The sequence below is a fragment of the Sorangiineae bacterium MSr11367 genome (genome assembly GCA_037157805.1).
Classification (GTDB): domain Bacteria; phylum Myxococcota_A; class Polyangia; order Polyangiales; family Polyangiaceae; genus Pendulispora; species Pendulispora rubella.
In genome coordinates this window covers 1,721,160-1,745,766 of sequence record CP089983.1, presented here as the reverse complement: position 1 = coordinate 1,745,766, position 24,607 = coordinate 1,721,160, and the positions used below count along the sequence as shown (strand labels likewise).

The window sequence follows — 24,607 nt, the reverse complement described above, 5'->3', positions numbered from 1 at the left end:
CATCATCCGGGTGTCCGTCGTCCGCTCGGTGGGTCGCCGCCAGCCGTGTACGCCACACCGTGAACGGAGACAATGACTGACGGCCTCTGTGGCTCATCTCCCGATTTGCGACGCGGGCGCGAAATGCGTGAATCGGTATAACGATTCAATCCGTCATAAGGAATGCCCCGCACGGCACCCAGAAGATCTTCGCGCGGGACGACCTCACCTGCCCTTTTCGCAAGGGTTTCGAGCAGTTCGTATTCGGAGGACGATACCGGTATCATCGCGCCGCGATAAGTCACCAAGCGGCACGCAGGCTCGATCCGCAAGTCGCCAACCACGATCCGCCCGCGCTCTCTGCGCGGGGGCTTCCGCTTGTCGGTCCGGTGCAGGTGGGCGCGCAAGCGGGCGACCAGCGCGCGTAGGCGAATCAGTTTGGGTCAGGTAGTCGTCGGCCCCGACTCCAGACACAACACTTCGTCGACTCGCGCTGTCATCATCACGATGATGCCCGTGTACTCAGCTCGAATCTCCCGGCATACGGACAGGCCATCGAAGCCGGGAAGGGAGAGATCGAGGAGCACCAGATCGGGTTTCTCTTGCTGAATGCAGTCGATAGCATCGTCACGACTTTCACGTTGAATCCGTGCTCATCGAGGTACGCGCGAACGAGTTCGGCCAGGGGCCATCGTCTTCGACGAACATGACGGTGCCTCTCGATATTTCTGAACTTCCAGTCGACTCGAAATCGAAAATCATCATTTGAGCGAGAAGCGGGCATGCTCTGCACGGCGTCGAATAAGACCTCGACGGTTCGACATGCCGAGAAGCATTCTTTCAAAGCAGGCGCAATCTATGGATAAGGCGTTCACCTTGAGGACATAGATCCGGCCGTGACACAAAACTCCGCGCGGGTACCATCAGGGGATGATGGTAAAGCGTTCAAACACCTCGATACAAATCGAGATACACACGGAGACATATTGATACGAACATTTGGAGTTCCACAGGCTATATCGATTGGCAAGCAGCTTTCCAAGCAAATCCAAGTGCACGGAAAACAACATCTACATGAATTTCAAACTTTCGATCATTGCCCTTTCCGTTCTTTCTTTCTCGAGCGCCCTTGGCACCATCGCCTACGCACAAGAAGACGAAGCGGGAGATATCGCACCGGATGACGACGACGACTTCGGCGTCGAAGAGTTCGGAGACTACGGCTTGGCCAAGGTAACGATTGGCGCGAAGACCTACGACTTTCACATGACGGAGTGCTACTACGACGGGGCTCGAGTCGCGCTCGATGGTGAGCGTAGCGGAACCAGCCTTGACAAGGTCCTTCGGAGCGAACTCGTCGTCATCAAGGGTGGCATCAACTTCAAAGGGCTCGTCCAGAATGCCAAGTTCAACCCGCAGACGAAGAAAGTCACGGTGAACGGCACGGAAGAACGCGGATCGCGCAAATTCAAGATCGTCTCCAAGTGCGCGTCCGGATCGTGAACTAACTCGTTCGCGTGGCCTGGGCTCCCCAGAGGACGACGGCGGCCAGGGTGGGCGCCAGGCATGCGAGCACGATGACGACCCAGTCCGTCGGGCCGTGCACGCGCGGTACGTTGAAGGTGACGGCCTCCGTCAGGGTGAGGAGGCCGTCCATGGTGACCGCGGCGGCGAGCACGCGCGCGAGGCGCGGGCGAAAGCGCGAGGACAGGGCGAAGAGCCCGATCATCACCGCAATGTCGAAGCCGACCCATGCCCACTTGATCCACGGCGCGGGGAACCACTTTCGCGTCTCGACCGAGGCGAGCAAAATCGTCCACGGCACGAGCAGCGCCGCGAGCACACGGACGACGAACGCGGGGCCCCGCAAAAGCGTCTCCATGCCGAAGCGCGAGAGGCTGCCGCGCGCGAAGGCGACGAGCACATCGTAGACGGCGAACATCGCGCTCGTGCCCTTGGGGTACGCGAGGTACGTGGGCTCCCAGCGGTCCGGCTTTAGCTTGGCCTTGAAGGCCTGCACGCCGCGAAAATCGTAGAGCGCCCGCCCCACGGATCGTGCGGCGCCGAGCCAGCGGTTCACGCTGCCCGAGAGGGGCGCCAGGCCCAAGGTGACGTCGTGGCTGCCCTCGGCGGCGAACAGGCGCATCGCCTGGTCGATGAGCATTTCGCCCGTGCCGTTCGGAGCGCCCGTACCGCGCACCAAGTCTTCGATGAGCCAACCGCCGCGCGCATACACTGGGACCGCGGCCAAGAAGGCGACGATGGCGCCCTGGCGTTCGGCGATGAAGTAGCGCCGCTCTTCGGGAAAATCGAAGGGCTGCACATCGACGAGAAAGCCCATGGGCGCCATGGCCCGCGTCGAGAGCCAGCGCGCGACGAGTGTCTCCATCGCGTAGCGCGCGACGGAGCCGGGTGCGACCTCCTCGGTGGCGAGCTTGCGAATCGTCACGCCCTTGGCCCGGGCACGGCGGATCTGTTCGCGAAGGCTGCGGCTGCCTTTGACGATGTCTGGCCAGCCGGCCGGATCCCACACCGGTTGCTCGCCGATCTGCAGCGACGCGAGCTCGTTCGAGGCTTCGAGAAGGCGCGTTTCGGTGGCGAAGAAGCTGACACGGCGCCCTTTTTCCCGGGCGGCCGCGATGAAGGCCGCGGTCACGGCGGCGAGCGCATCGTCGCCCGCGATGGGTGCACCGGCCGCAACCCACGCATGCCCGGTGTCGGCGTAGGCGACGCAGCCTTGCTCGCAGAACCAATAGCGAAAGCCGACCTCCAGGACTTGAAAGGAGGTCCGGTTGAACCCGTGGTCCCGAAGCAGGGTGAGCACACGCGATCGCATCTCGGCCTTCGGCGATTTTTAGGGTGATCATGGGCGGGCGTCCACTTGCTTCGTGTTACCGCGCGTCCACACCCCCCTCGCGGTGCGGCGCATTTCCGCGGAAAAATGTATGGCAAGGCCCCTGCAACCCTGCGCCCCCATGCGCATCACCAGGCTGCTCGCTTCGCTGGCCTTCGTCTCGCTGACCTTGCCAGCCTGCGCCAGCAAGACGGGGAACGACGAGGCGCTCTCGCAGTCCGAGGCCCTCGAGGCCGTCGAAGAGAGCTCACTGAGCTCGCAGGCGAACAACCTTACGAGCGCAAGCATCGAGATCGCCACGAACTTCACCATCGGCGGCGCCGTCGAAGCGGCCGCCACGCAGCTTCGCACGTTCATCGCAACGCAGCTGCCCTGCGCCGAGACGACGTTGGTGGGCAGTACGTTGAGCATCACCTACGGCGCGCGCCCCGGCAGCTGCGTGTACCGAGGCCACACGTTCTCTGGCAAATCGCAGGTCAAGGTCACGCGCAACGACGCGGGCAGCATCGTCGTCGACCACACGTGGACCGATTTTTCGAACGGCATCGTCAAGGTCAACGGCACCGCCGAAGTCACCTGGAACACGGCGACCCCCACGCGCCGGGTCGCCCACGACGTCACCTGGACACGCATCTCCGACGGCCGCTCCGGCCACGGCACGGGCAACCGCACGCAAACCGCGCTCGCCGGCGACATCGCCGCGGGCTTCACCGACAGCGGGACCCTCGGCTGGACGGGCCCGCACGGCCGCTGGGATCTCTCAATCCAAGGCGTCGAAATGCGCTGGAAGGATCCCGTGCCCCAGGCAGGCACCTACGTGCTCGAGACCCCCAAGGACAAGACGCTCACCGTCACGTACTCCCGCGTCGACGCCGATTCCATCAAGGTCACCGCCACCGCCAACGGCCACAGCTTCAGCTTCGACGTCAACGCACTGGGCGTCCACGCGCGCTAGAGCACTGAAGAAGGAAACCGCCAAGACGCCAAGGACGCTAAGAAGCAATGGGGTGTTGGAACGCCGAGGAACGGCGTCATTCATGCACCCTTACCCCTTGGCGCTCTTGGCGTCTTGGCGGTTCGACGCTCTTCCGTCGACTCTACAGCGGTGGGCCGAAGCTGCAGGTGATGCGGCGGGGGTGCGTGGGGTCGAGGGCGTTGGCGACCATTTGGGCGACGTCCAGATCGAAGGCGAGGCCGATGTGGCCTGCGGGATCGAAGGGACACGTGTCCTGCAAGTACACGTTCTTCACGCCCTCTTCTCGGATGAACGAGTTCTCGTGCGGAACGACGAGGGGATCGGCCTTGGACACGATGATCGTGTAGTCGACGCCCGGCTGCGCGATGGGGCCCACCTCGAGCTTTTTCACCTCGGCGCCGTCGACGATGATTTCCGAACACGCCTGGCAGCCGACCGTGTTGAGCACCTGATCGACCAAGGGACGCAGTCCGAGGTAGTCGCCCAAGCTCACCAAACCGAGGAACGTCGTCCCGTGCGTGGGAGGCGCCAGCGCTACCACGTGATCGACCTTGTCCGCGTAGCCGAGCATCTTGGGCCCGTAGATCGAATGGAATCCGCCCTCGGAGTGCCCGACGATATCGACTTTGGCCGCGCCGGTGGTGGTGCGCACCTTTTCGATGTATGCGGCAATTTCCTTGGCCGAATCGGCGATGTGGATCGAGCCTCCAACCGGCAATCCCGGGATGGCCTGACCGTACGTGGGGGCGAAGGTGCAGTAACCATTCAACGCCAGGTACGGGCCCACGAAGCTGAAGTTTCCGGGGCCATTGCCGAAGAGGCCATGCAGCAGCACCACCGGATTCGGGTGCGCCGCGGAAGGTCTACAACTCCAATCGTTGAAGCCGGATGACGGCGCGCTCTCCGCGGCGTCTGCGCTCGTACCCGAGACCGCGATCATGCCAATGGCCAGCACGCCGATGGCGGCTTTTGCGAACCTGGGACCCATGAATCACCCCTTTCGGAACGACGGACTCTCCCCGCTCGTGACTTCAGTAGATGCTCCGTCGCGTCCACCAACGTTTGAGCAGGCTGTTTTTTTCTTATCGCTATTGCGAACCAGAATCTTGATTCATATTTTGCCTAGCTGATGATTCGCTTTCCGTCAACCTCTAGACCCGCGATGAATGACCGCTCATATTCCTTAGGTTCGATGTCCACCAGCCGCGCCCCCAAGGAAATGCCGCCCAGGAAGACGTCCGAGCGGCGCCGGCAGCAACCCACGAGTCCAAGTGTGATTCGGTGGGTAAATCTCCCCCTCCAAGAGCGCAGCCGCCTCAAGCTCGATCGCATCGTCTCGGCCTTCGAGAAGCTCGTCGCCGAACGTGGACTCGACGGAGCCACCGTCGCGGACATTGCGCGCGAGGCGGGTTGCTCGGTGGGTGCATTCTACACGCGATTCAAGGACAAGGGAGATCTCTTCCGCTACGTGGTCCTGCACCACTTGGAAGAAGGCCTCCTCACCTTGCGCGGCCTGACCACGGGCGAAGGCTGGAAGGAGGCCGACACCGAGACCATCATCAGCAGCATCATCGCGCTGGTGGTCGAACTGCATCGCCGCCACGAAGGCTTTCTGCGCGCGTTCTACGAGCAGGCCCACAAAGATCCGGTGGTGATCGCACACTTGAGCAAGGCCGGGGTCGAGCTCGAAGAGGTTCTGTTCGCGATGATGTCCGAGCGCAAGGACGAGATCTCGCATCCGAATCCGCGCGTGGCCGTCGGCTTCGCCGTGCGCATGGTGATGGGCACGATGCAGTTTCGCTCGCTCATGGCACCGCACACGCCAAAGGAGACCCACTTTTCGTGGTCGACGTGGGCGGAAGAGATGACCTCGAGTTTGCTTGCCTACCTAGGCGTGCGGGCGCCCGAGTCGCAGCAGCCGATCAGCGAGTGACACCATCGCGGCGCGCAGGGCCTCGGGCGCGCGCACCTCGAAGGGAAACGGCAGGCGTGCCAGCTCGAGGGCGAACCAATCGAGATCGTCGGCGGTGCTGCGCAAGAGCGTGCGCTCGCCGGTCCATTCGAGCACGCCGGCGGCGGGAAAGAGCGCCCGCCGCGCCGTCTCCAGATCGGCCTCGAGCAGCACCTCGATGGCGTGCGCGCGCGGCAAGGTCGCCAGCGAGAGCGCGAGGTATGCAAGGGCATCGAAGCCATCGGGCCGGGTGAAGCGCGCGGCGATGGGGCGGACCTCCTCCACGCGATCGAGCCGGAAGGAGCGCAGGCCACCGCGCAGGTGGCACATGCCGACGGCGTACCAGCGCCGATTGCGGTAGGCGAGGCCGTACGGGTCGAAGTCGCGCTGGGTCGCTTCCTGCGCGCCCGCGCGGTAGCGCATGCTCACGCGGGTGTGCGCCTGCGCGGCGGCGCTGAGGGCCACGAGTGCGGCGTTGCTTTCCGGCGCATCCTGCCCGCGGCGCGCGAGATCGAGCGTCACCGTCTCGTCGACCGCGCGCACGCGGCGTTTCAAGTTGGCCGGCATTACGCGCTCCAACTTGGCCTGGGCACTGGCCACCGACGTCACCGCCTCGGCAAGCCCGAGACCGCGCACCGCCAGCAGGCCGATGGAGAGCGCGAGCGCCTCGTCGTCGGTGAACATCATGGGCGGCAGCTTGAAGCCGGCCACGAGCATGTACGCCCCATCGCGCCCGCGCTCCGCGGTGATGGGGATGCCGATCTCCTCGAGCATGGCGATGTACCGGCGCACCGTGCGCGGGTCCACCTCGAGCCGCCGCGCCAGCTCCGCGCCGCTCATGCGCCCGTGGGTCTGCAGCAACTCGAGAACGGTCAGCACGCGCGTCGTAGGGCGGACGGGACGGGGCATCGGCATTTCATGGTACGCGGCAATTAGGGCCGATTGTGTCCTATTTGGACTCTAGGGTGTCGTCCCATGAACGACTTCGATTTTTTCATGGGCCAATGGCACGTTCGCAACCGCCGCCTTCGCGAGCGGCTCAAAGGCTCGACCCAATGGGACGAGTTCGACGCGACCAATGTCTGCCGCCCGCTGCTCGGCGGCGTGGGCAACGAGGACGAGTTCCGCACCGATCACGACGGCGGATTCATCGGAATGAGCTTCCGCTTTTTCAATCGTGCGACCAGGGCGTGGTCCATCTACTGGGCCAGCAGCCGCACGGGCGTGCTCGAGGCCCCGGTGACGGGCTCGTTCTCCGGCAACACCGGCACCTTCGAAGGCGACGACGTCTTCGAGGGCCAACCCATCCGCGTGCGCTTCATCTGGTCGCGCATCGACACGAAGACGCCGCGCTGGGAGCAAGCGTTCTCGAACGACGGCGGACGAACCTGGGAAACGAACTGGATCATGGATTTCTCGCCGCTGCGGGATTGACCTCGACGCCTTCCGTGCATCGTCGAGTGCGCGCGTGGAGCGATTTCTGGCAAGCTAACGAACGATGACCTTCGGGAAACTCGTTCGGTTCGCGGTGGGCGGCGTGGGTGTGGTGTACGCAGGGTTGGCGGCGCTCGTCTTTGCGAAGCAGCGGGATATTCTTTTTCCGGCGGCGACCAACGCGCCCCGGGAGGTCACCATGCCCGAGGGGAAGGTCGTGCGCATCGCGGCGGCAGGGCGCGAGGTGTTTGCGCTTCACGCGCCCGCCAAGCAGACCGACGCGCCCACCTTGGTGTTCTTCCACGGCAACGGTGAGCAGCTTGGCGATCTGCCGGACATCCTGCGTCTCTTCACGGCGCACGGGCTGGGGGCGTACGCCATCGAGTACCCGGGATACGGATTGGCACAAGCGCAATCCGTTTCCGAAGCCGCCATTTACGAAGCCGCCGAGGCGGGGCTCGTTCACTTGGAGAAAGAGCTCGGGGTTCCGCGCGAGCGCACCGTTCTCGTGGGTCAGTCCATCGGTTCGGGCGCCGCCACGGAAATGGCGCGACGCGGGTATGGGGCCAAGCTGGTGCTCATTTCGCCGTACACGAGCATCCCCGACATGGCGCGAGTGGTGCTGCGGATCTTCCCAGGGTCGCTTTTGGTTCGCGACCGATTCGACAATGCGGCCAAGGCACCGGGCATCGCCTTGCCGGTGTTGATTCTGCACGGCGCCGCGGATGAGCTCATTCCCTTGGCCATGGGGCAGAAGCTCGCCGCGATGTTTCCGCACGCGCAGCTGGCGGTGGTCGAAGGCGGGCACCACGGAGACCTGTTCCTCCGCGACGACGATTTCGTCCCCGCCGCCATCGCACGCTTCGTCGCTTTTCCCACAACTCCACAAAACGCCGGCCGATAGTCTCGTTTCGGAGGGTCCAAATGGAGAATCCTTACAGTCCGCCGGCAGCGAGCTATGGCCAATACCTATCGCCGCAGGATGCATGGTCGCGTTACGGAGGTTTCGTTCCGCTGAAAACGCGGATGGTGTGGGCGTCCGTCGCCATCATGCTTTCCGTGGCGTCCTCGGTCATTTTGGCCATCGCGCAGACCGTGTTGGCGGGGCAGGTCACAGGCAACGGAGAAAACGTGGGGGCGGCCCTCATCTTGCTGGCCTGCGCGGCGCTCTCGTTCCTTTGCCGGTGCTTGGCAGCGCTTGCTTTTTGCTTGTGGATTCACCGAGCCGCGTCGAACGTGCACGCTCGTGGTGGTGCCATGTCGTTCACGCCAGGTTGGTGCGTGGGCTGGTTTTTCATTCCTTTCGCGCACCTCGTCAAACCGTACCGCGCGGTGATGGAGCTGTGGTTTGCGAGCAATCCCGAGTCACCACGCCACAAGGGCATCGTGGATGTTTGGTGGGCCACATGGCTCATCATGGGCTTCATCGAAACCGCAACCTCGCGGATCAACGACCTATCCGTGGCGGGCACCATTGGCCTGGGCGGTAGCCTTTTCGGCCTCGTCGCGGCGGTCTTCTGCGTCCAGGTGATGTCCGAAATCTCGCAGCGTCAACTCGACGGCACCGCTACCAAACCGGTGGGCCGAGACGGTGCGAGCGCGAATGGATGATTTGCAAGCGGGTCACGATGTCCGCGTCCGGTTCGAAGTAGTATCCGCGCGTGTGGCACGATAGGCACTCGGGCCCGACGGCATTGAGTCCCTCGAATCCGTGCCCCACCACCGGAATGGCCGCGCGACCGGCGTGGCAATTCCCGCAGCGGGCATCGACCCCGGGAATCGGAAAGGGCGCGAACTGCGATGGCATCTGGGTACCAATCTGGATACGAATCGACGCGGCCGCATGCACGGGCTCTCCTTGCCATTCGCGCCGTGCCTTGATCTGGAGCGAGTAGGTACCTGGTAGTGCCTCTTCGGGCACGTCGAAGCCAATGACGTCGCTCACCGGCGTGGAGCACTTCGAGGGATCGCCACCCGGTGCACCTTGCAACCCCAAGAGGCACGGAAAGACGACATTCGTCGGGGGCACGATCTGAACGAGCCCGGTGTACCCGTCGTGTTCGACGTCGGCCGCGGGAATTTGCGATAGCGCGAGCGATGCGGGCGTAATGGGCGTCGTTCCGATTCGGGTCATTCGGTCGAGTGGTCCGACCAGGCTTATTTCCATATCGGCCTGGAGTGCCTTGTGCGCCCAATAGAGAATTGGAACATCGTTGAATCCTAGGTACCGAAGGCCCTGCGCAGCCGGTGCACGGAAGAGCGCATCGCCGTACGTGGGAAGCGTACCTTGCGGAAAAAGCGGCGTGCCGGCAGCGTCGGTGTACCGCACCCGGGCGGAGAGGCGCTCCTTCGGCAAATAGTAACCGCGGGCTGGAGGAGCCAGCTCTTCCAGCGCGGCACGCAGCCCATATCCAATCGGCCCCGGGGCATCATGCACCAACGGCACGCGCCGTACGACGCCATGGCCGGCGTCGGCGCTCCACGTGAGGGTGAGCTCCGTCGCCGCGGACGGAATGCGGGCGGCCCGATGGGGGGATAGCGCGCCCCGCAGCTGGACGAGACCCTCGGCCGCCGACGTGGCCTCCGCATTGGAGCAATCGTCCTTGGCTTTGCAGCCACTCGTGACGACCCGTGCGACGAACCGCCGCTCGAAGGCTTCGTCGCGGCGTCTCCAGACGTCATCGCGGCCCGCGTTCATGGAAAGCACCGGGCCCACGATGTCGCCGCGATCGTTGCGCGGAATCACGGCCAGCGAGCTAGCCTCCACCATCCAACGCGCGCCCCGGTAGTACACCTGGTGGATCCAATGGACGCCGTCGAAGTCGAGTCGCCAATCTTCGCCGTCGACGTGAACGCCCTGCCAATCGACCGCAGCGAGATCGCCCTCCTGCATGATGGGCGAGAGCCCTCTTTCGGGCGTCGTCGGCGCACGAGAGACGATATAGAGCTCCTGCAGGAACCGCCGCGGACCGTCGATCAGATGCAGTGCACGCGGCTGGGTGGGATCCAAGTCCGGACTATGCACCCCATTGATGAAATACAGGCCCAACCCGACATCATGCGATGTCACGCCGAGCGCGTCGGATACGCCCATCGCGGCAGGCGGAGACGATTCCCCGTTGCACCCGAGCCCCAATCCGATTGCCGTCGCAAAGAGAATTCCAAGTTTTCGAAGGATGGCCATTCACCCAGATTGGCATGCACGGCCGACCAGGTCTCTTTCTCCCAATGTTCGTGACGTCACGAACATCGCTGTTCGAGTGCACGCAATAAGGCCTTCCCAGATACTGTAAGGGGCAATGCGTTCACGTAGCGGTGCTCACTTCTTGCCGAGTCGCCGAACCAGATCTTTTCGATACAAGGTGTACCATATATGTTCCATCCGAGAGTGCGAACCGGTGAGGTCGGCTCAGCGCCCACGCAGCGCGCTCTTGTTCGCGGTATTGCTCTCCGATTGCGCAACACGCGGTGCCGGCGGATGGGCGGTTCGGCACATTCGCGATTCGCGATTCGCGATTCGCGATTCGCGAATTGCGAATGCCGGGTGCGCCCCTCTCCGTGGGTCATCGGCTGAGCTTGAGCCGAGGCGCGCGGACTGAGAGACGCGATCGGGATGGCTGGGCGGACCTGTACACAGAGGTGACGGGCCGGGTGATCATGCCAAGCGTTGGCGGGGATTGTCCGGCGACGGGGTGCTATGTGTCGAGGTAGCGCCTTGCCTTCCTCGGAGGAAATCATGCATCGAACCATCGGGTTGCTTGCCGTCGTGCTTACAGTCGGAGTCTCGGATGCAAATGCCGCGGAGTCATCCAACGCGGATCCCCCGCTATGCGGTGCGGCGCCCGGCCCAATCGGCCAGTGGCGCGACTACCGCGTTTGCCGCACCGTGAGGACGTTCGCGGCCGGTGACTACTGTTCCTTCGCGGTCAAATCGGAGGTCGTCGTGGACGAAGAGCGCATTCGTACACTCGCGGTCGACGCATCGGGCAAGCCGCTGGTCGAGCAATTCACCGGCCCTCTGGTCTTCCGTTTTACCAATACGGCGACGGGGAAGTCCGCGCTGGGCGACGTGAGCGGCGACGCGGATGCCTTTCATCACCCCGACGGACGCGACACCTGGATCCTCCACGATGGATTCTTCTTGAACGTATCGAAGTACGTCACCACCAACGTGCCGCCCGGATTGTACGTTCTGAGCGGCGGCTCGATTTTCGAGGTCGCGGACAGGACGCATTTCCGAATCACACCGCTCGGAAAAATGGAAAACATGTGCGAGACACTCGCAAACTGATTCCAAACTAAGCGCTGGCGGCGCGGCAGAGGAAGTAGAGCCATCGATCGGGCGGGCACTCGTGCGCGAGCGACACGATTTCCGCCCCGGTCGTCGCGGAGTAGGCACGAACGCGTTCGAAGCCCGCTTGGTGAAGTTGCGCGAGCTGCTCGGAGAGCCAGAGATGGTACGCCGCAGCCCGAGGGGCCAATACGGGAGCGCAGCGTTCGAGGTCGTGCGTCGAAAAGACGAACGTCCCCCCAGCCCGCGCCACGCGCCGTACTTCGCGAAGCGCGCGAAGCCGGCCGTCGCGATCGACGTAGTCGATGCCGTTGTGCGCGAAGAGAACGAAGTCGAAAGTGTGGTCGTTGAAGGGGAGCGTTCGCGCATCACCCAGCAGGAACTCGTACGGTGCCCCGGAGAACCGCTTGGACCACGCGCGAAGCGTGGCGGGTGAATCGTCGAGCGCGATGTAGCGCTTCACCCGCGGAGCAAAATGCTCCGTGGTTCGACCACCGCCCACCGCAAGATCGAGCATGGTCATGCTCGGTAACTCGACGTCGAGCCGCTCGAGAATCGTTTTTTCGGCGGGCCGCAGTGCCGACACCCGCGCCGCGCGCACGGTTGGTCCCGCCAGTCTGAAACGGCCGGGCACGCTGCCGCGATCGGCAGCGCGTTCGGAAACCCTCGCTCGCATCTTTCGCCACTCCTCGCGCACTTCTTGGACAGTGGCGCGAACGAGCGACCGCGGTTCACCTTTCGACGCGCGGGATGAACATTGGCGCGACGGGCAAGCGTCTCGCCTACGTCGTCGTCCCGTAGCAGCGGGCCGGCAAGCCGCGCGCGCCAGGGCGGGCGCGAAAGAGAGCGCCTGCGGCAGGCTGCGTGCCCGGTGCGACGGTTTGCGGGGACGTGGTGATGTAAAGTTCGTCCAGCTCGGGCCCGCCGAAGGTGCAGGCGGTGACTTGCGTGACCGGCAGCTGCACGCGCTCTTCGAGACGGCCCTCCGGCGTGTAGCAATGGACGGCGGCGCCACCCCACAGGGCGATCCAGAGGCGGCCCTCGGTGTCGACGGTCATCCCGTCGGGGGCGCCGTCGGTTTCGGGAATGCGGAACAAGGTGCGGCGGTTTCCGAAGCGACCGTTCTGCGCGTAGTCGAAAGCGTCGACCCGATGGGTCGGCGTGTCGATGTAGTACGCCGTGCGGCCGTCCGGGCTCCAGGCCAAGCCATTGGAAATGGTGACGCCCTCGAGCATGACCACGGTCGTCCCGTCGGGGTCCATGCGGTACAGACTGCCCGCGCCGGGGGACTCGTCGTAGGCCATGCTGCCGCAGTAGAAGTGGCCATCGGGCGAGCAGTCGCCGTCGTTCATGCGAACGCGCGGATCGGCCCACACCTCGTCGAGCGGGCGCACGTCCTTCAAGTCGGCGTCGGCCAGGGCGAAGCCGCGCTCGATGGCGATGATGGCACCGCCGTCGGTGCGCGGCCGGATGGTCGCGGCGATGCGGCTGCCGACGGCGTGACGGGTCACGACGCCGGTGCGTGCATCGAGTTGAAGGACCTCACCGCCGAACATGTCGACCCAGCGCAGGCCGGGCCAGTCGGGGTGCCACACGGGTCCTTCTCCGTGCGAAGCGTTCGGATCGGTGATCTGCTCGGCGTGGGGCATGGACGTTTACCGGCGAAGTGAGCCCTCGATCCAACGCGGGATGTCGAGCGGGTTGTCGTCACGCAGCGCTTCGGGCAGCAAAGCCTGCGGCACATTTTGGTAGCACACGGGGCGCAGGAACCGGCGAATGGCCGTCGAGCCCACCGACGTGTACAGCGCCGAAGTCGCCGAGGGATACGGTCCACCGTGGTGCATGGCATGGGAAACGGCCACGCCGGTGGGCCATCCGTTCCACAGGACCCGGCCTGCGCGCTCGGACAGTTCGGCCAGGAGCGGCGCGGCGATGGCATCCCCCGCTTCACCGTGCACGGTGGCCGTGAGCTCGCCGGTGAAGAGGCGCGCCAACTCGGGCAGCTCGGCGTCGCTACCGTAGCGCACCACGACGGACGTCGGACCGAAGCACTCGGTGAGCAAGGCCTTCTCGCCGTCGGCCAAGAGCGCACGCGCCGTCGTCCCCAGCAAGGTGGGGGACGGGCCATTCGGCGTGTCCGTTCCCGCGTGGAGGACGCGGACGGCCGGGTGCGCGCTCAAGGTGCGCAGCACGGACGTGTACCCGGCCGCGATGCGCTCATTGAGCAGCGGCGCCGCGGCGCGATCGAGAACGCCCGCCACGAGGCGAAGCTCGAGTTCCTCCGCAACGGACTCGGGCACGAACAGGAACCCCGGCTTGGTGCAAAACTGGCCCGCGCCCAAGGTGTACGAATCGAGGTACCCCGTCGCGATTTCGGCCCCGCGCGCGGTGGCCGCGGCCTCTGTGACGAATACCGGATTGACGCTGCCCATTTCGGCATAAAACGGAATGGGCACCGGACGCGACGACGCCAGATCGAACAGGGCGCGCCCGCCGTGCGTGGACCCGGTGAAGGCGCCCGCTTTGATGCGCGGATCGAGCAACGCCGCGCGCCCTGCCTCGTCGCCATGAACGAGCGCGAACGATCCATCGGGCGCGCCTCCATCCCGCAAGGCCGCGGAGACGATGGCCGCCGTGCGATCGCTGAGGCGCGGATGCCCGGGGTGGGCCTTGATCACGACGGGACAACCGGCGGCCAATGCCGACGCCGTATCGCCACCTGCCACGCTGAAGGCGAAGGGAAAATTGCTCGCCGCAAACACGACGATGGGCCCGAGCGGAAGCAGCATGCGCCGCAGATCCGGGCGCGGGCCGGGCGGCCAGTTGGGATCGGCCGCATCGAGCGTCGCCTCGAGGTAACTGCCCTCCAGAAGGACGTCGGCAAAGAAGCGCAGCTGGAACGTGGTGCGTTTCAGCTCGCCCGTGAGGCGCGCCTCGGGAAGATGGGACTCTTCGCGCGCAAGCGGGACGAGCTCGGGGGCGGCCGATTCGAGGGCAACGGCCACGCGGCGCAGAAGCCCTGCGCGCGCGGCCGGACGAAGGGCAGCGAGGGGCGCGTGCGCCGCCGCCGCTGCGGTGAGCATTCGTTCGAGTTCACTCATGGGCGTAGCAACACCTTTACAGCACGGGCGCTCGGGTCGGTGAGAATCCGAAACGCTTCGGCCACGTCCTCGAGGGGGACTTCGTGGGTGATGACCGGCGAAGGGTCGAGAACCCCCGTCGCGAACGCACGGACCGCGTGTGCCCATGCGCGCGATGGCGCACCGAACACCGTGAGCACCGTGATTTCGCGAAGGACCAGCTCCGTGGGCGAGAGTGCGTGCACCTGTCCAGACGGTCCCGTCTCGCCGGTCGAGGCTGGCGGAATGCCCGTGAGCACGATGCGTCCGCCACGGCGGGCCAGCTGCATGGCCAGCCGCGCGGTGTCGCTCGCACCCGCCGCCTCGAGCACAACGTCGAACTGCCCCGCTCGGCGTTGGGCCTCGTCCGGCGAGAGAAACTCGCTCGCGCCGCATTGCTGCGCGAGCTCACCGCGATCGCGGTGGGGGTCGACCACGATCAACTTCGACGGCTCGCTCGCGCGAAGCAGCTGCGTGGCGAGCAAGCCGAGCGTGCCCCCGCCGACCACGGCGACGCGCTCACCGCTCACCACCGCCGCCTTCAGGCACGCCGCCGCGACGCACGCGGCAGGCTCGAGCGCGGCGGCTGCACGCAGATCGCTTTCCTTGGGCAACACGTGGAGCAACCGCGCGGGTACGGTGAGGTACGTGGCCCAGGCGCCCGGCTCGGTGAAGCCCGTCTCGCGGTACTCGGCTTGGCAAAGGTTGGTGTCGCCGCGAAAGCACGCCGGACAGCGCCCGCACGAGCGAAATCCCTCCCCGACCACGGCGCGGCCCACGAGCGATGCATCGGACAGCTCGCCGACGGCCACCACGGTGCCGGACCATTCATGCCCGGGGATCAGCGGGTAGCGCACGAAGTCCTTCGGGCGCGTGCCCGCGAGCACCTCGCGGTCGGAGCCGCAGATGCCGGCCCACGCCACCTCGACCAGCGCCTCCCCCAGGCCGGGCGCGCGCGGTTCGACGGCGGCCAGGCGCAACGTCTCGGGGGCGTCGATGTGCACGGCCCGTGCATCGCGCAAGGGGGCACGAGCAGGTGCCGGCGTGTTCACCTTCGCCTCGGCACGGCGAGTCCCGGCACGGCGAGCTGCTGCGAGGCCACCGCCTCGGGCATGTGGCGGGCCAAGAAATCGAGTCCGATGCGGGCGCGCCGCACGCGCTCACGCCCGAGGGCAATGGCCGTCGGCATCAAGTGCGTTCCGCATGGGTAGATGTTCGGAGCATTGCGCAAGCCGAACTTCACGTACACCGGCGCGGCCACGCGGACGATTTCGGCAATCTCGAAGTGGCGCACGAAGCCGCCCAAGTCGTCCGGCGCCTCGATGTAGATATCGAGCGGGATGTCCACGGCCGCGCGAATGGCCGCAAGCTGCCCGAGCGAAAGATCCGTCGGCACGTTGTACGTCGAGGCGCCGAGCCGTTCGACGATGCGGATGGATGCGGGGTTGGCCATGCCCATTTGCACGCTGATCTTGAATTGCAGGTCCGCGGGCAAATGCCCCGAGGCCCGCAGCTTGGCCGCGGTATCCAGCACACCGATGTCCGTGACCAGGACGCTGCGAATGCCCGCCTCCGCGCAGCGGTGAATGTCCGCCAAGCATTGGAGCAGCTGCTCGGTGCCGCGCGCCTGCGCCGCCAGCGAGCCGCCCCCCGAGGCCACGGCCGCCGCCGAGGTTCCCCACCCCGCGAGCGGGCGCGCGAACAGGCTCACCTCGATGGAACGCGCCGCGCCGAGATCGGCCATGGCGGCGAGCTCGCCGTCGGTGAGGAGCATGCCGCCGCTCCCCTGCGAGACGCGGTGCACGGGAACGCCGCGCGCTTCCGCCTCTGCGAGCACGGCAGCAAACACCTCGGGACCTTCGACGCTGGGGATTTCCACACGGTATTGCGCTCCGTCCGGAAAGCGCTTCGGGCTGTCGGGCAGCGCACCGCCGTCGGAATGCGGCAATCCGTTCGCGTTCAACCAATGACGCAGATGCATGGGGGCCATCTCAGTGCCTCTCGATTCGTTTGACGGCTTCGCTCGTCGTTTCCAGGAGCCGTTGCATCGCTTTGGCGGCCTGCTTCGGCTTGCGACCGCGCACCGCCACCAGCACGGCGCGGTGCAGCGGCAAGGTGGCCTCCACGCCCCCGGGGGCGTGCGAGCTCGCCTCCAGCCCGTGGTAAAGGCTCGTCTCCAGCAAGCGGCCGAGGTGCTCGATGAGCCGATTGCCGCACGCACGCAGCAAGGTCAGATGAAACGTGAGGTCCGCCTCGACGAACGCCGCCTCGGCTTTCGGCAGGCGCGGGGCGTATTTGGCCATTCCGGCATAAGACGATTCCAAAATGGCAATGTGCTCGGGACCGGCCCGCTCCGCGGCAAGCTGCGCAGCCGCGGGCTCCACCATGAGACGCAATTCGAGCAAATCCTGGAGAAACGCCGGATCGGCCACGTGGCCGTGCCAATCGATCACCTCGCGATCCATGAGGTTCCACTGTTCGCGCGGCAGGACGCGCGTTCCGAGGCGCGGACGCGGTTCGACCAGGCCCTTGGCGGCGAGCGCTTTGACGGCCTCGCGCACGCCGCCGCGGCTCACTTTGAGCTGCGCCGCCAGATCGGCCTCGTTGGGCAACTGCGTCCCGTCGGGCAACTCTCCGGAGACGATGCGGCGCCCCAACCACTCCACCACCTGGCCATGCATCGTGCGATGTTGGCCCAAGGGACTCGAATGCGTGTTGTTCACGACCCAATCATTGGATGATTGATCCATTCTGTCAAACGACTTAGCTTTGGGCGCAGCATGAAGATCACCGGAATACGAACCCACGTGCTCGGCACCCCGTGGCGCAACCTCACCATCGTCGAAGTGCTCACCGACGAGGGCATCACGGGCCTCGGAGAGGTGCGCATGCTCAACCACACCGACGCGCTCCTCGGTTACCTGCAAGAGGCGGTACCCAACCACGTGTTGGGGGCCGACCCCTTCGAGATCGAAAGCCTGGTGCTGCGCATGACGCGGCACGACTACGCCCGTCCCGGCGAAATTGCGATGTCCGCATTGGCCATTTTGGAAATCGCGTGTTGGGACATCCAAGGAAAGGCCCTGGGCCTCCCCGTCTACAAACTGCTCGGTGGCGCAGTGCGCGATAAAATCAAAGCGTACGCCAATGGCTGGTACCAGGTGGAGCGCACCCCCGAGCAATTCCATGCCGCGGCGAAGCGCGTGCTCGAACGCGGGTACCGCGCGTTGAAGCTCGATCCCTTCGGCGCGGGCATGTTCGAGCTGGATGCGGGGGAAACCTCGCGGTCGATGGCGCTGGTCGAAGCGGTGCGCGACGCCGTGGGGCCCGAGGTGGAAATTCTTTTGGAAATGCACGGCCGTTTCAGCCCGAGCACGGCCATCCGCCTCGCCGGGGAGCTGACCAAGTACCGCCCCGAATGGCTCGAGGAGCCGGTCCCACCCGAAAACCTGAAAGCCCTCGCCAAGGTGCGCGAACACACGGACATCCCCATCGCCACCGGCGAACGCCTTCACACGCGCTTCGACTACCGCGAACTCTTCGAACTGCAGGCTGCCGACATTCTGCAGACCGACATTACGCACTCCGGCGGTCTGCTCGAGGCGAAGAAGCTCGCCGGCACGGCGGAGACGCATTACATGCTCATGGCCCCCCACAACGTGGGCGGTCCCATTTCCACGGCCGCCAATCTTCATTTGGCTGCAACGACAGTGAATTTCAAAATCCAGGAACACTTCAACGATTTTGCGGATAGCTACGTCAAAGAGTGCGCCCCGGGTTTGCCCGAGGTCAAAGATGGCTATTTTTCTCTGCCCAACGGACCTGGCCTCGGCGTCGAGCTCAATCGAGAAGCCCTGGCCAAGTATCCTCGCGCAAAAGTGAATTTCAATTTGTTCGCGGAAGGTTGGGAACGGCGACAAGCGAAGTCTTGACGAAATCTATGAATCATCCAATGATTCGTAGATTCGCCCCGTGGCCTCGACAGATGCTCGAGGCGTGGGCCGGAGCGAAACACTCGAGGGAGTCATCATGAAAGAGGAAAGCCTTGCCTCGCGCAGGACAGCGCTGAAGCTATTGGGTGCGGGGGGCGCCGGCGCATGGCTGGCGGCCTGTAAGGGCGCGGCCAGCGAGAATCTGGCCAACGCGCAAAAGACGGTGGGGAGCTTCCCGAGCACCCCAGGGTGGAAGTTCGTATTCGTCAACCATGTCACCACGAACTCGTTCTTCGTCCCCACGCGCAATGGCCTGGCCGATGCCGCGGCCATGCTCGGCCTGCCCGCGCCGCAATGGACCGGCTCGCAATCGGGCAACGTGGCGGAGATGGTGAATGCGTTCGACACCGCCATCAATAGCGGTGCCGAGGGCATCGCCGTGGCGCTGACCGACAGCAACGCCTTCATCGAGCCGACCAAGAAGGCGCTGGCCAAGGGCATCCCGGTCATCGCCTACAATGCGACGGCGCCCGCCAATTTCCCGCTGACGTACGTGGGGCAGGACCTTTACCGGTCGGGCTTCATGATGGGCCAGCGCATTGCCCAGCACGTGCAATCGGGCACCATCCTCGTGGGCATTTCGCAGCCGGGCGGAAACAACGTGCAACCACGGCTCGACGGCATTCTGGCCGCACTCAAACAGGCCGCGCCCCAGGTCAACGTGCAATCGGTCAACACCGGCGCCGAGCAAGCGGGCGAGCTCAATGCCATGACCGCGGCCTTCCTGGGCCACCCGGACGCCAAGGGTGTCTATGCGGTGGACGCGGGAAGCACGGCGGCGATTGCGCAGCTGGTCACGTCGCGCGGCATTCAAGGCAAGGTGCACACGGGCGGGTTCGACCTTCTCGCGGACACCATCAAGGGCATCTCCAACGGGGCGCTCGAGTTCACCATCGATCAATCGGCGTACCTGCAGGGCTTTTTGCCCGTGCTCTACATGTACTTGTACCGATTGTCCGGGACCTTGGTCACGCCGCCGGTCACCGACACGGGGCTCACCTTCGTCACCAAGGACACCGTCGGGCCGTACGCATCGGCGGACAGCAAGTTCGAGGGGGGCTCCAAGCAGGACCTCATCACCATGCCGAGCTCCATTCCCTTGCCACCGGCGACCCTTGCAAACAAGTAGCGCGCGCAATCCCCCGGCGTGGGCCGCCCTATCGGGTCTCATCCAGATCAAGGAGCTGAGCATTCTCCTGGTCACGGTGGCGGCCGGCATCTATTTCACGGCGACCAGCACGGGGTTCAACAGCGCGGACAATTACCGCACGATTGCGCAATACGTGGCGCCATGGGCCATCGTGGCCAGCGGTCAGGTCATGCTGCTCATTTGCGGCGAAATCGACCTTTCCGCGGGCTTCGTGTTCACCTTGGCGCCGTTCGTGCTCACGTCGTTCTTCAAGAACGGAGCACCATTCGCGGTGGCGTTGCTCGGGGCGCTGCTGGTCGCGGCGCTCATTGGCGCGGTCAATGGGTGGATCCGCACGCGGCTCAATCTTCCGTCGTTCATCACGACCTTGGGGATGGCGTTTCTCCTCCAGGGGTCGTCACTCATCATCTCGAATGGGTCTCCGGTCCCCGCGCCCACGGTGGTGGACAGCGGCTTGGTCGGGATTTTCGGCGGCGGGCGCTGGTCGGAGTTTCTCTGGGCACTGATCATCGTGGCGACGATGCAGCTCGTGCTCTCGGCCACGCGCTTCGGCATTCACACGCAGGCCACGGGTGGAAACCCGGTGGGTGCGGCGGAATCGGGCATCCTCACGAACCGCGTGAAGGTCGTCAATTTTGCGCTGACCAGCGCACTTTCGGGTTTCGCGGGCCTCTTGCAAGGTATCCGCGTAGGTTCGTTCGATCCCACCAACGGCGGGTTCAACACCATGTTCTTCGCGGTGGCCTCTGCCGTCATTGGAGGCACCGCGTTGCTGGGTGGGTCGGGTACGGTGGTGGGGGCCTTGTTGGGCGCCATGCTCTTGGGCATCGTCTACGATGGGTTCAATCTAACGGGCGTAAACGCCAATGCCTTCAACGTGGTGCTCGGAATTGCGATTCTGGTGGCCATGTTGCTGAACGTTTACCTCACCGCGCTGCGCAAGCGCGCGAGCTCTCTGCGGAGGACGGCATGAGCGCCGACGTGATCCGGGTCGAACACATCAGCAAGCGCTTTGGCCCGGTGACGGCGCTGCGGGACATCAATCTGTATGCGCGCAAGGGCGAGATTTTGGGCCTCATCGGCGACAACGGCGCCGGGAAGTCGACGCTCATCAAGATCCTGACGGGCTTTCACCGCCCGGACGAGGGCCGGATGCTCTGGGAGGGGCAGCCGGTCGAACTCCGCTCGGTCACCCATGCGCGCTCGCTGGGCATCGAAACGGTGTTCCAAGATCTGGCGATGGTGAACGACCTTCCGGTGTACCTCAATTTGCATTTGAACAAGGAGCTCGTTCACAAGCCATTTCCGTTCTTGCGGCGCAAGGAAATGCAGCGGCGGGCGCGCGAGGCGCTGGATGCCATTGGCATTCACATTCCCTCGGTGACCACCGAGGTGGGGAATCTCTCGGGCGGGCAGCGTCAAGCCATTGCCGTGGCCCGCTCGGTGACGTCCAATGCCAAGCTGCTTCTCTTGGACGAGCCGCTCGCGGCCATGGGGGCCAAGGAGGGCGGGCTCATTCTGCGGTTGCTCACGCAGCTCAAAGAGCGGGGCGATATTGCGATGATCCTCATTGCGCACAACTACAGCCAGGTGGTCGACGTGTGCGATCGGGTCAACCTGCTGCAGCACGGCGCAATCACCTTCGACAAGCCGTGCAAGGAGACCTCCGTCACCGAGCTGCTCGATCTGGTGCACGCGGAGTATCGCTTCAACGGGGTGCGCACCGCATCGGCCGATTGGCGGAAACCCGACGCCAAGACGGCTTGAACGCGGGTTTCCGCCGGGCCGGCGCTCATCGCTGCGGATCGGTCATGCGGCCGAAGAAGAGCAACGCGCCCGTGGGGATGTCGCGGATGAAGAAGAAGAAGGGGCGGTTCGCGTTGAAGACCTTCACCTCGCGGGGCGCGGAGACTTTGTCCACGATCACGGCGGTGGCGGCCGCCGCCTCCGTACCCACCTCGTCGACATTGACGAACGCCTTGTGGAGTACGTCTTTCAGCATGAGCGGGTAGACGCTGGGGTCGAGGATGCCGGAGAAATCGGCATTGCCGGTGAAGGGCGTGGGCATGCCGAGATTGGAGAGCGTCTCCTTCAAGCTCATTGACTCGCCGGCAATCTTGAACTTCGGCAGCGATACCTTGACGGTCGCCGGAGCGAGGCTCGAAGTGATGTTTCGGTAGATGGAGCCATCGAACTCGGATTCGAAGGTCGCCCAGCGGCCTTCTTTCGGCAGCACCACCACCATCGAGGTCTCGCCACCAGCATACAGCAGGTTCACGGCCTGGTAGCTGTCCGTCTCGGCGTACGTGAAATCGGTCTGCCGGGTCATCATGTCGGCACGTTGGTTCGTGCCATCGGCGCGGGTGAAGTCCTGTTTGGCGGTGAGGTTTGCATCGAACTTCGCGAACCACTCGGCATTGAAGTAGACGGCGTTGACGAGCACCATCCGCGTGTTCGTGCTAATTTCGCCCTTTGGAATGAGATCGTTGATGCGATTTTCCGTTTGGCGGCTCGTCCATTGATTGATCAAGGTGCGTGACGGTTCCGGCTCGCGCTCGAAATCGGTCACGTACATCCCGGCGCCGTAGTTGCGTGCGAGCGTGTCGAGGAATGGCTTCTCGAACGGTGTGCCGGTGTTGGCCCAGTTCGAATTGACGACCCGAAGGCGAAACGGCTCTCCGTCAGCCCCTTTTTCACCTTGGCCGCGGCTAGAAAGTGCGAGATCGACGGCGTTCATCGCCGAATGCAAGGTCTCCGGCGCCTGGGCGAAGTGGAGCGCTTTCGTCATCTCCTGCGCGGTCGTTCCGCGGGCGCCGGCGAAGGTCATGGCCAACGCCGCCGAGATGCTGTGCGGCGAGAAGAAGAGATTTTGACCCGCGAGCTTGGGTGCGCTCGTACGATAAAAATCGAATGCAAAATCGGTATTGGCGGACGTGAGCGCGGCCACTTCGGCGGAGGTCGCCGACGGCGCCGTATCGCGTGCGAGCTCGGATTTCACCTGATCCGGCTCGCGAGCGGCGTTGTCGTCGCCGTTGCTGCACCCCACGGACGAGGCGGCGAGAGCGAGCGTGGAGAGAAGCATGGACGAAGAAAGTGAAATACGTGAGCGCATGGGCGGAACCTCCGAACACGGCAACGAGCCAGTGTACGGAGCGGATTCGCAAACGGCATGCCCTGGCTGGAACGATGGGATTCTTTGCGCTGCTCACGGGAGAATGTCGACCTCCGCGATGCCGCCGTGATCCGAGTGGCACAACACCTGGCACAGCGCCGTGCGACTTGGCTTGCGCCGTTTGCGGAAAATTGCCGTCACACGCTCGGCCGAATCGGCCACACGAGGGGGCCGGGGACCGACGGCTCCTTCTCCAAACGCTTCCGATAGCGCAGGTGGCGCAGGCGCGTCGCATGGACGAGCGGCGCCCAAACGACGTGCGTGAGGCGGTGGCGAATGAGGAGTTTCCAGAGCCAATTGGATCGTTTGTAAAGCAAGGCCATGCCGAGATATGGCAACACGGCCGACGCCTGCCGCGGGCGCCGGGCCCAAATGGATCGCAGCGAAAAGAGGCGCTGGTAGATCCATTCGTACCCCGCCTCGAGTTGCTCGGGCGTCATGTGCTTCGGCCGAAAGACGCAATGGGCGGTATCGTAGAGGGACCAATCGCGGTGCAAAATGCGATTCTGGCGCTCCATGCGCACGAACAGCGGCGTATTAGGGTACGGCGTGAGGATGTGGAATGTCGCACACTCGAGGCGCTGCTCCTCGATGAAGTTGGCCAGCTTTTCGAAAGCGTCGGGGCGGTCCTGGTCGAAGCCGAGGACGAAGCTGCCGTTCACTTGAATGCCATTCGCGTGAAAGAGTTGGATGCGGGCCGCATAGTCCTCGGCGCGCGGGGAGCGTTTGCCGGCAAGGCGGATGTTGTCGTCGGTGAGGCTCTCGAAGCCGATGAAGACGCCGGTGCAGCCGGCGAGGGCCATGTCGCGCACGAGGGAAGGATCGTCGCTCACGTCGAGGGTGACGGCAGCGCTCCAGATTTTGTTCAATGGGCGCAAGGCGGCGCAGAGCTCGCGGAGGTAGCGGCGGTTGGAGCCAAGGTTATTGTCGACGAACACGCCGTACGGTGCGCCGGTGGCCGCGAATTCGTCGGCGACTTGCTGCGCGGTGCGCATTTGGTACTTGATGCGCGTGTCGCCGGTGGCGAGATAGCAAAAGTCGCAACGATTGTGGCACCCCTGGGTGGCAATGAGGGACGCCGGGGTGAGGAATCCCCAGCGCGGGAGGACGCTGCGATCGGGCGCCGGGTCGGATGCGTAATTGCGGTATTCGGCATGGTAGCGGCGCTCGAGTTTGCCGTGTTCGATGTCCGAGAGAATTTTCGGCCAAATGGGCACGCCGTTGCCGATGGCCATGGCATCGCAGTGCTCCGCCACTTCGTCGGGGCACGAGAGCGCGTGCAGTCCGCCCAGGACGACGATGCTTCCGCGGGCGCGGTACCAGGCGGCAAGCTCGTACGCGCGCTTGGCAAAGGTCAGATGGACGGTGATGCCGACGACCTGGGGGACTTCGTCGGATGGCGGCGCGCCTTGAAGGAGGTTTTCGTCCCAGAAGCGGACCGTCCACGGTGCAGGGGTCGCTCCGGCCAAGCTGGTGAGCGCAAGGCTCGGGGTGAGCACGTGTTTGCCGAAGCTGGCATGGATATCCTTCGCGTAAAAAGGGTTGATCAAGAGCACCGTGTACGGCACCGGCTCGCCGCGCGGGGCGGGCGGCAAGAGGGGTGCATTCTGCATCGGATCGGGCATCGTATGTCCTTTCGTTCAATGGAAGTACGTCCGGGGATCGCGGGGAATTCGCGGGGCTTGGGCG

The 24,607-nt window shown here is 64.7% G+C and carries 23 protein-coding genes; 11 read left to right on the top strand and 12 right to left on the bottom strand.

The window, feature by feature from the left end; translation table 11 throughout:
• Positions 1-1,053 precede the first annotated feature (1,053 nt).
• A complete protein-coding gene (locus LVJ94_06895; GenBank protein ID WXB06963.1) occupies positions 1,054-1,482 on the top strand; it encodes a hypothetical protein in 429 nt (142 codons plus the stop codon).
• A gap of 1 nt (position 1,483) precedes the next feature.
• Here the strand turns inward: LVJ94_06895 and LVJ94_06890 are convergent, their stop codons facing one another.
• Positions 1,484-2,815, bottom strand: coding sequence for a DUF2156 domain-containing protein (locus LVJ94_06890; protein WXB06962.1), 1,332 nt, complete (start codon positions 2,813-2,815; stop codon positions 1,484-1,486).
• Between the two features lie 139 nt (positions 2,816-2,954).
• On the opposite strand from LVJ94_06890, the gene LVJ94_06885 reads away from it, so the two are divergent.
• Positions 2,955-3,788: a hypothetical protein gene (locus LVJ94_06885; protein ID WXB06961.1), complete on the top strand. Its 834-nt coding sequence runs from the start codon at positions 2,955-2,957 to the stop codon at positions 3,786-3,788.
• Positions 3,789-3,930: 142 nt separating this feature from the next.
• On the opposite strand, the gene LVJ94_06880 is transcribed toward LVJ94_06885, so the two are convergent.
• Positions 3,931-4,647, bottom strand: coding sequence for a hypothetical protein (locus tag LVJ94_06880; GenBank protein ID WXB06960.1), 717 nt, complete (start codon positions 4,645-4,647; stop codon positions 3,931-3,933).
• Between the two features lie 354 nt (positions 4,648-5,001).
• Between LVJ94_06880 and LVJ94_06875 the strand changes: the two genes are divergently transcribed.
• Positions 5,002-5,742: a TetR/AcrR family transcriptional regulator gene (locus LVJ94_06875; protein ID WXB06959.1), complete on the top strand. Its 741-nt coding sequence runs from the start codon at positions 5,002-5,004 to the stop codon at positions 5,740-5,742.
• Here LVJ94_06875 and LVJ94_06870 read toward each other — a convergent pair.
• On the bottom strand, positions 5,698-6,669 hold the full coding sequence (locus LVJ94_06870; protein WXB06958.1) for a YafY family transcriptional regulator: 972 nt from the start codon (positions 6,667-6,669) through the stop codon (positions 5,698-5,700). The genes LVJ94_06875 and LVJ94_06870 overlap by 45 nt on opposite strands.
• A gap of 66 nt (positions 6,670-6,735) precedes the next feature.
• Here LVJ94_06870 and LVJ94_06865 point away from each other — a divergent pair, with 66 nt between their 5' ends.
• The 3 genes from LVJ94_06865 to LVJ94_06855 all read left to right on the top strand — a co-directional run bounded on the left by LVJ94_06865 (position 6,736) and on the right by LVJ94_06855 (position 8,805).
• Complete coding sequence (locus LVJ94_06865; protein WXB06957.1) at positions 6,736-7,194, top strand: hypothetical protein; 459 nt, start codon at positions 6,736-6,738, stop codon at positions 7,192-7,194.
• A gap of 64 nt (positions 7,195-7,258) precedes the next feature.
• Positions 7,259-8,098 carry an alpha/beta hydrolase gene (locus tag LVJ94_06860; GenBank protein WXB06956.1) on the top strand — a complete coding sequence of 280 codons (840 nt, stop codon included), beginning with the start codon at positions 7,259-7,261 and terminating at the stop codon, positions 8,096-8,098.
• Between the two features lie 20 nt (positions 8,099-8,118).
• Positions 8,119-8,805 carry a DUF4328 domain-containing protein gene (locus LVJ94_06855; protein ID WXB06955.1) on the top strand — a complete coding sequence of 229 codons (687 nt, stop codon included), beginning with the start codon at positions 8,119-8,121 and terminating at the stop codon, positions 8,803-8,805.
• Here LVJ94_06855 and LVJ94_06850 read toward each other — a convergent pair.
• Positions 8,762-10,288, bottom strand: a complete 1,527-nt coding sequence (locus LVJ94_06850) for a hypothetical protein (GenBank protein WXB06954.1) — start codon at positions 10,286-10,288, stop codon at positions 8,762-8,764. The genes LVJ94_06855 and LVJ94_06850 overlap by 44 nt on opposite strands.
• A gap of 642 nt (positions 10,289-10,930) precedes the next feature.
• Here LVJ94_06850 and LVJ94_06845 point away from each other — a divergent pair.
• Complete coding sequence (locus LVJ94_06845; protein ID WXB06953.1) at positions 10,931-11,485, top strand: hypothetical protein; 555 nt, start codon at positions 10,931-10,933, stop codon at positions 11,483-11,485.
• Between the two features lie 7 nt (positions 11,486-11,492).
• Here LVJ94_06845 and LVJ94_06840 read toward each other — a convergent pair whose 3' ends face one another.
• The 6 genes from LVJ94_06840 to LVJ94_06815 form a co-directional block, all read right to left on the bottom strand.
• Positions 11,493-12,161: a class I SAM-dependent methyltransferase gene (locus LVJ94_06840; GenBank protein WXB06952.1), complete on the bottom strand. Its 669-nt coding sequence runs from the start codon at positions 12,159-12,161 to the stop codon at positions 11,493-11,495.
• A 106-nt stretch (positions 12,162-12,267) separates the two neighbouring features.
• Positions 12,268-13,134 (bottom strand): SMP-30/gluconolactonase/LRE family protein, encoded by an 867-nt coding sequence (locus LVJ94_06835; GenBank protein ID WXB06951.1) that lies wholly within the window; start codon positions 13,132-13,134, stop codon positions 12,268-12,270.
• 6 nt (positions 13,135-13,140) lie between these two features.
• Positions 13,141-14,586, bottom strand: a complete 1,446-nt coding sequence (locus tag LVJ94_06830; protein WXB06950.1) for an aldehyde dehydrogenase (NADP(+)) — start codon at positions 14,584-14,586, stop codon at positions 13,141-13,143.
• Entirely contained in the window at positions 14,583-15,626 is a 1,044-nt protein-coding gene (locus LVJ94_06825) for an alcohol dehydrogenase catalytic domain-containing protein (protein WXB06949.1), read from the bottom strand. The genes LVJ94_06830 and LVJ94_06825 overlap by 4 nt, the downstream gene beginning before the upstream one ends.
• Positions 15,627-15,652: 26 nt before the next feature.
• On the bottom strand, positions 15,653-16,585 hold the full coding sequence (locus tag LVJ94_06820) for a U32 family peptidase (GenBank protein ID WXB06948.1): 933 nt from the start codon (positions 16,583-16,585) through the stop codon (positions 15,653-15,655).
• A gap of 10 nt (positions 16,586-16,595) precedes the next feature.
• Positions 16,596-17,354, bottom strand: coding sequence for a FadR family transcriptional regulator (locus tag LVJ94_06815; protein ID WXB06947.1), 759 nt, complete (start codon positions 17,352-17,354; stop codon positions 16,596-16,598).
• A 30-nt stretch (positions 17,355-17,384) separates the two neighbouring features.
• Between LVJ94_06815 and LVJ94_06810 the strand changes: the two genes are divergently transcribed.
• The 4 genes from LVJ94_06810 to LVJ94_06795 all read left to right on the top strand — a co-directional run bounded on the left by LVJ94_06810 (position 17,385) and on the right by LVJ94_06795 (position 21,513).
• Positions 17,385-18,536 (top strand): mandelate racemase/muconate lactonizing enzyme family protein, encoded by a 1,152-nt coding sequence (locus LVJ94_06810; protein ID WXB06946.1) that lies wholly within the window; start codon positions 17,385-17,387, stop codon positions 18,534-18,536.
• A gap of 97 nt (positions 18,537-18,633) precedes the next feature.
• Entirely contained in the window at positions 18,634-19,725 is a 1,092-nt protein-coding gene (locus tag LVJ94_06805; GenBank protein ID WXB06945.1) for a sugar ABC transporter substrate-binding protein, read from the top strand.
• Positions 19,712-20,719: an ABC transporter permease gene (locus tag LVJ94_06800; GenBank protein WXB06944.1), complete on the top strand. Its 1,008-nt coding sequence runs from the start codon at positions 19,712-19,714 to the stop codon at positions 20,717-20,719. The genes LVJ94_06805 and LVJ94_06800 overlap by 14 nt, the downstream gene beginning before the upstream one ends.
• Positions 20,716-21,513, top strand: a complete 798-nt coding sequence (locus LVJ94_06795; protein WXB06943.1) for an ATP-binding cassette domain-containing protein — start codon at positions 20,716-20,718, stop codon at positions 21,511-21,513. The genes LVJ94_06800 and LVJ94_06795 overlap by 4 nt, the downstream gene beginning before the upstream one ends.
• Positions 21,514-21,538: 25 nt before the next feature.
• Here the strand turns inward: LVJ94_06795 and LVJ94_06790 are convergent, their stop codons facing one another.
• Positions 21,539-22,858, bottom strand: coding sequence for a serpin family protein (locus tag LVJ94_06790; protein ID WXB06942.1), 1,320 nt, complete (start codon positions 22,856-22,858; stop codon positions 21,539-21,541).
• A gap of 197 nt (positions 22,859-23,055) precedes the next feature.
• A complete protein-coding gene (locus LVJ94_06785; protein WXB06941.1) occupies positions 23,056-24,543 on the bottom strand; it encodes a B12-binding domain-containing radical SAM protein in 1,488 nt (495 codons plus the stop codon).
• Positions 24,544-24,607: the final 64 nt, after the last annotated feature.

Coding starts and splice junctions, on each gene's coding strand:
- LVJ94_06855 (WXB06955.1), top strand. CDS start 8,119: ATGGAGAATCCTTACAGTCCGCCGGCAGCGAGCTATGGCCAATACCTA.
- LVJ94_06795 (WXB06943.1), top strand. CDS start 20,716: ATGAGCGCCGACGTGATCCGGGTCGAACACATCAGCAAGCGCTTTGGC.
- LVJ94_06885 (WXB06961.1), top strand. CDS start 2,955: ATGCGCATCACCAGGCTGCTCGCTTCGCTGGCCTTCGTCTCGCTGACC.
- LVJ94_06810 (WXB06946.1), top strand. CDS start 17,385: ATGAAGATCACCGGAATACGAACCCACGTGCTCGGCACCCCGTGGCGC.
- LVJ94_06835 (WXB06951.1), bottom strand. CDS start 13,134: ATGCCCCACGCCGAGCAGATCACCGATCCGAACGCTTCGCACGGAGAA.
- LVJ94_06865 (WXB06957.1), top strand. CDS start 6,736: ATGAACGACTTCGATTTTTTCATGGGCCAATGGCACGTTCGCAACCGC.
- LVJ94_06790 (WXB06942.1), bottom strand. CDS start 22,858: ATGCGCTCACGTATTTCACTTTCTTCGTCCATGCTTCTCTCCACGCTC.
- LVJ94_06820 (WXB06948.1), bottom strand. CDS start 16,585: ATGCATCTGCGTCATTGGTTGAACGCGAACGGATTGCCGCATTCCGAC.
- LVJ94_06815 (WXB06947.1), bottom strand. CDS start 17,354: ATGGATCAATCATCCAATGATTGGGTCGTGAACAACACGCATTCGAGT.
- LVJ94_06845 (WXB06953.1), top strand. CDS start 10,931: ATGCATCGAACCATCGGGTTGCTTGCCGTCGTGCTTACAGTCGGAGTC.
- LVJ94_06840 (WXB06952.1), bottom strand. CDS start 12,161: ATGCGAGCGAGGGTTTCCGAACGCGCTGCCGATCGCGGCAGCGTGCCC.
- LVJ94_06870 (WXB06958.1), bottom strand. CDS start 6,669: ATGCCCCGTCCCGTCCGCCCTACGACGCGCGTGCTGACCGTTCTCGAG.
- LVJ94_06850 (WXB06954.1), bottom strand. CDS start 10,288: ATGGGCGTATCCGACGCGCTCGGCGTGACATCGCATGATGTCGGGTTG.
- LVJ94_06805 (WXB06945.1), top strand. CDS start 18,634: ATGAAAGAGGAAAGCCTTGCCTCGCGCAGGACAGCGCTGAAGCTATTG.
- LVJ94_06875 (WXB06959.1), top strand. CDS start 5,002: ATGTCCACCAGCCGCGCCCCCAAGGAAATGCCGCCCAGGAAGACGTCC.
- LVJ94_06890 (WXB06962.1), bottom strand. CDS start 2,815: ATGCGATCGCGTGTGCTCACCCTGCTTCGGGACCACGGGTTCAACCGG.
- LVJ94_06785 (WXB06941.1), bottom strand. CDS start 24,543: ATGCCCGATCCGATGCAGAATGCACCCCTCTTGCCGCCCGCCCCGCGC.
- LVJ94_06860 (WXB06956.1), top strand. CDS start 7,259: ATGACCTTCGGGAAACTCGTTCGGTTCGCGGTGGGCGGCGTGGGTGTG.
- LVJ94_06895 (WXB06963.1), top strand. CDS start 1,054: ATGAATTTCAAACTTTCGATCATTGCCCTTTCCGTTCTTTCTTTCTCG.
- LVJ94_06830 (WXB06950.1), bottom strand. CDS start 14,586: ATGAGTGAACTCGAACGAATGCTCACCGCAGCGGCGGCGGCGCACGCG.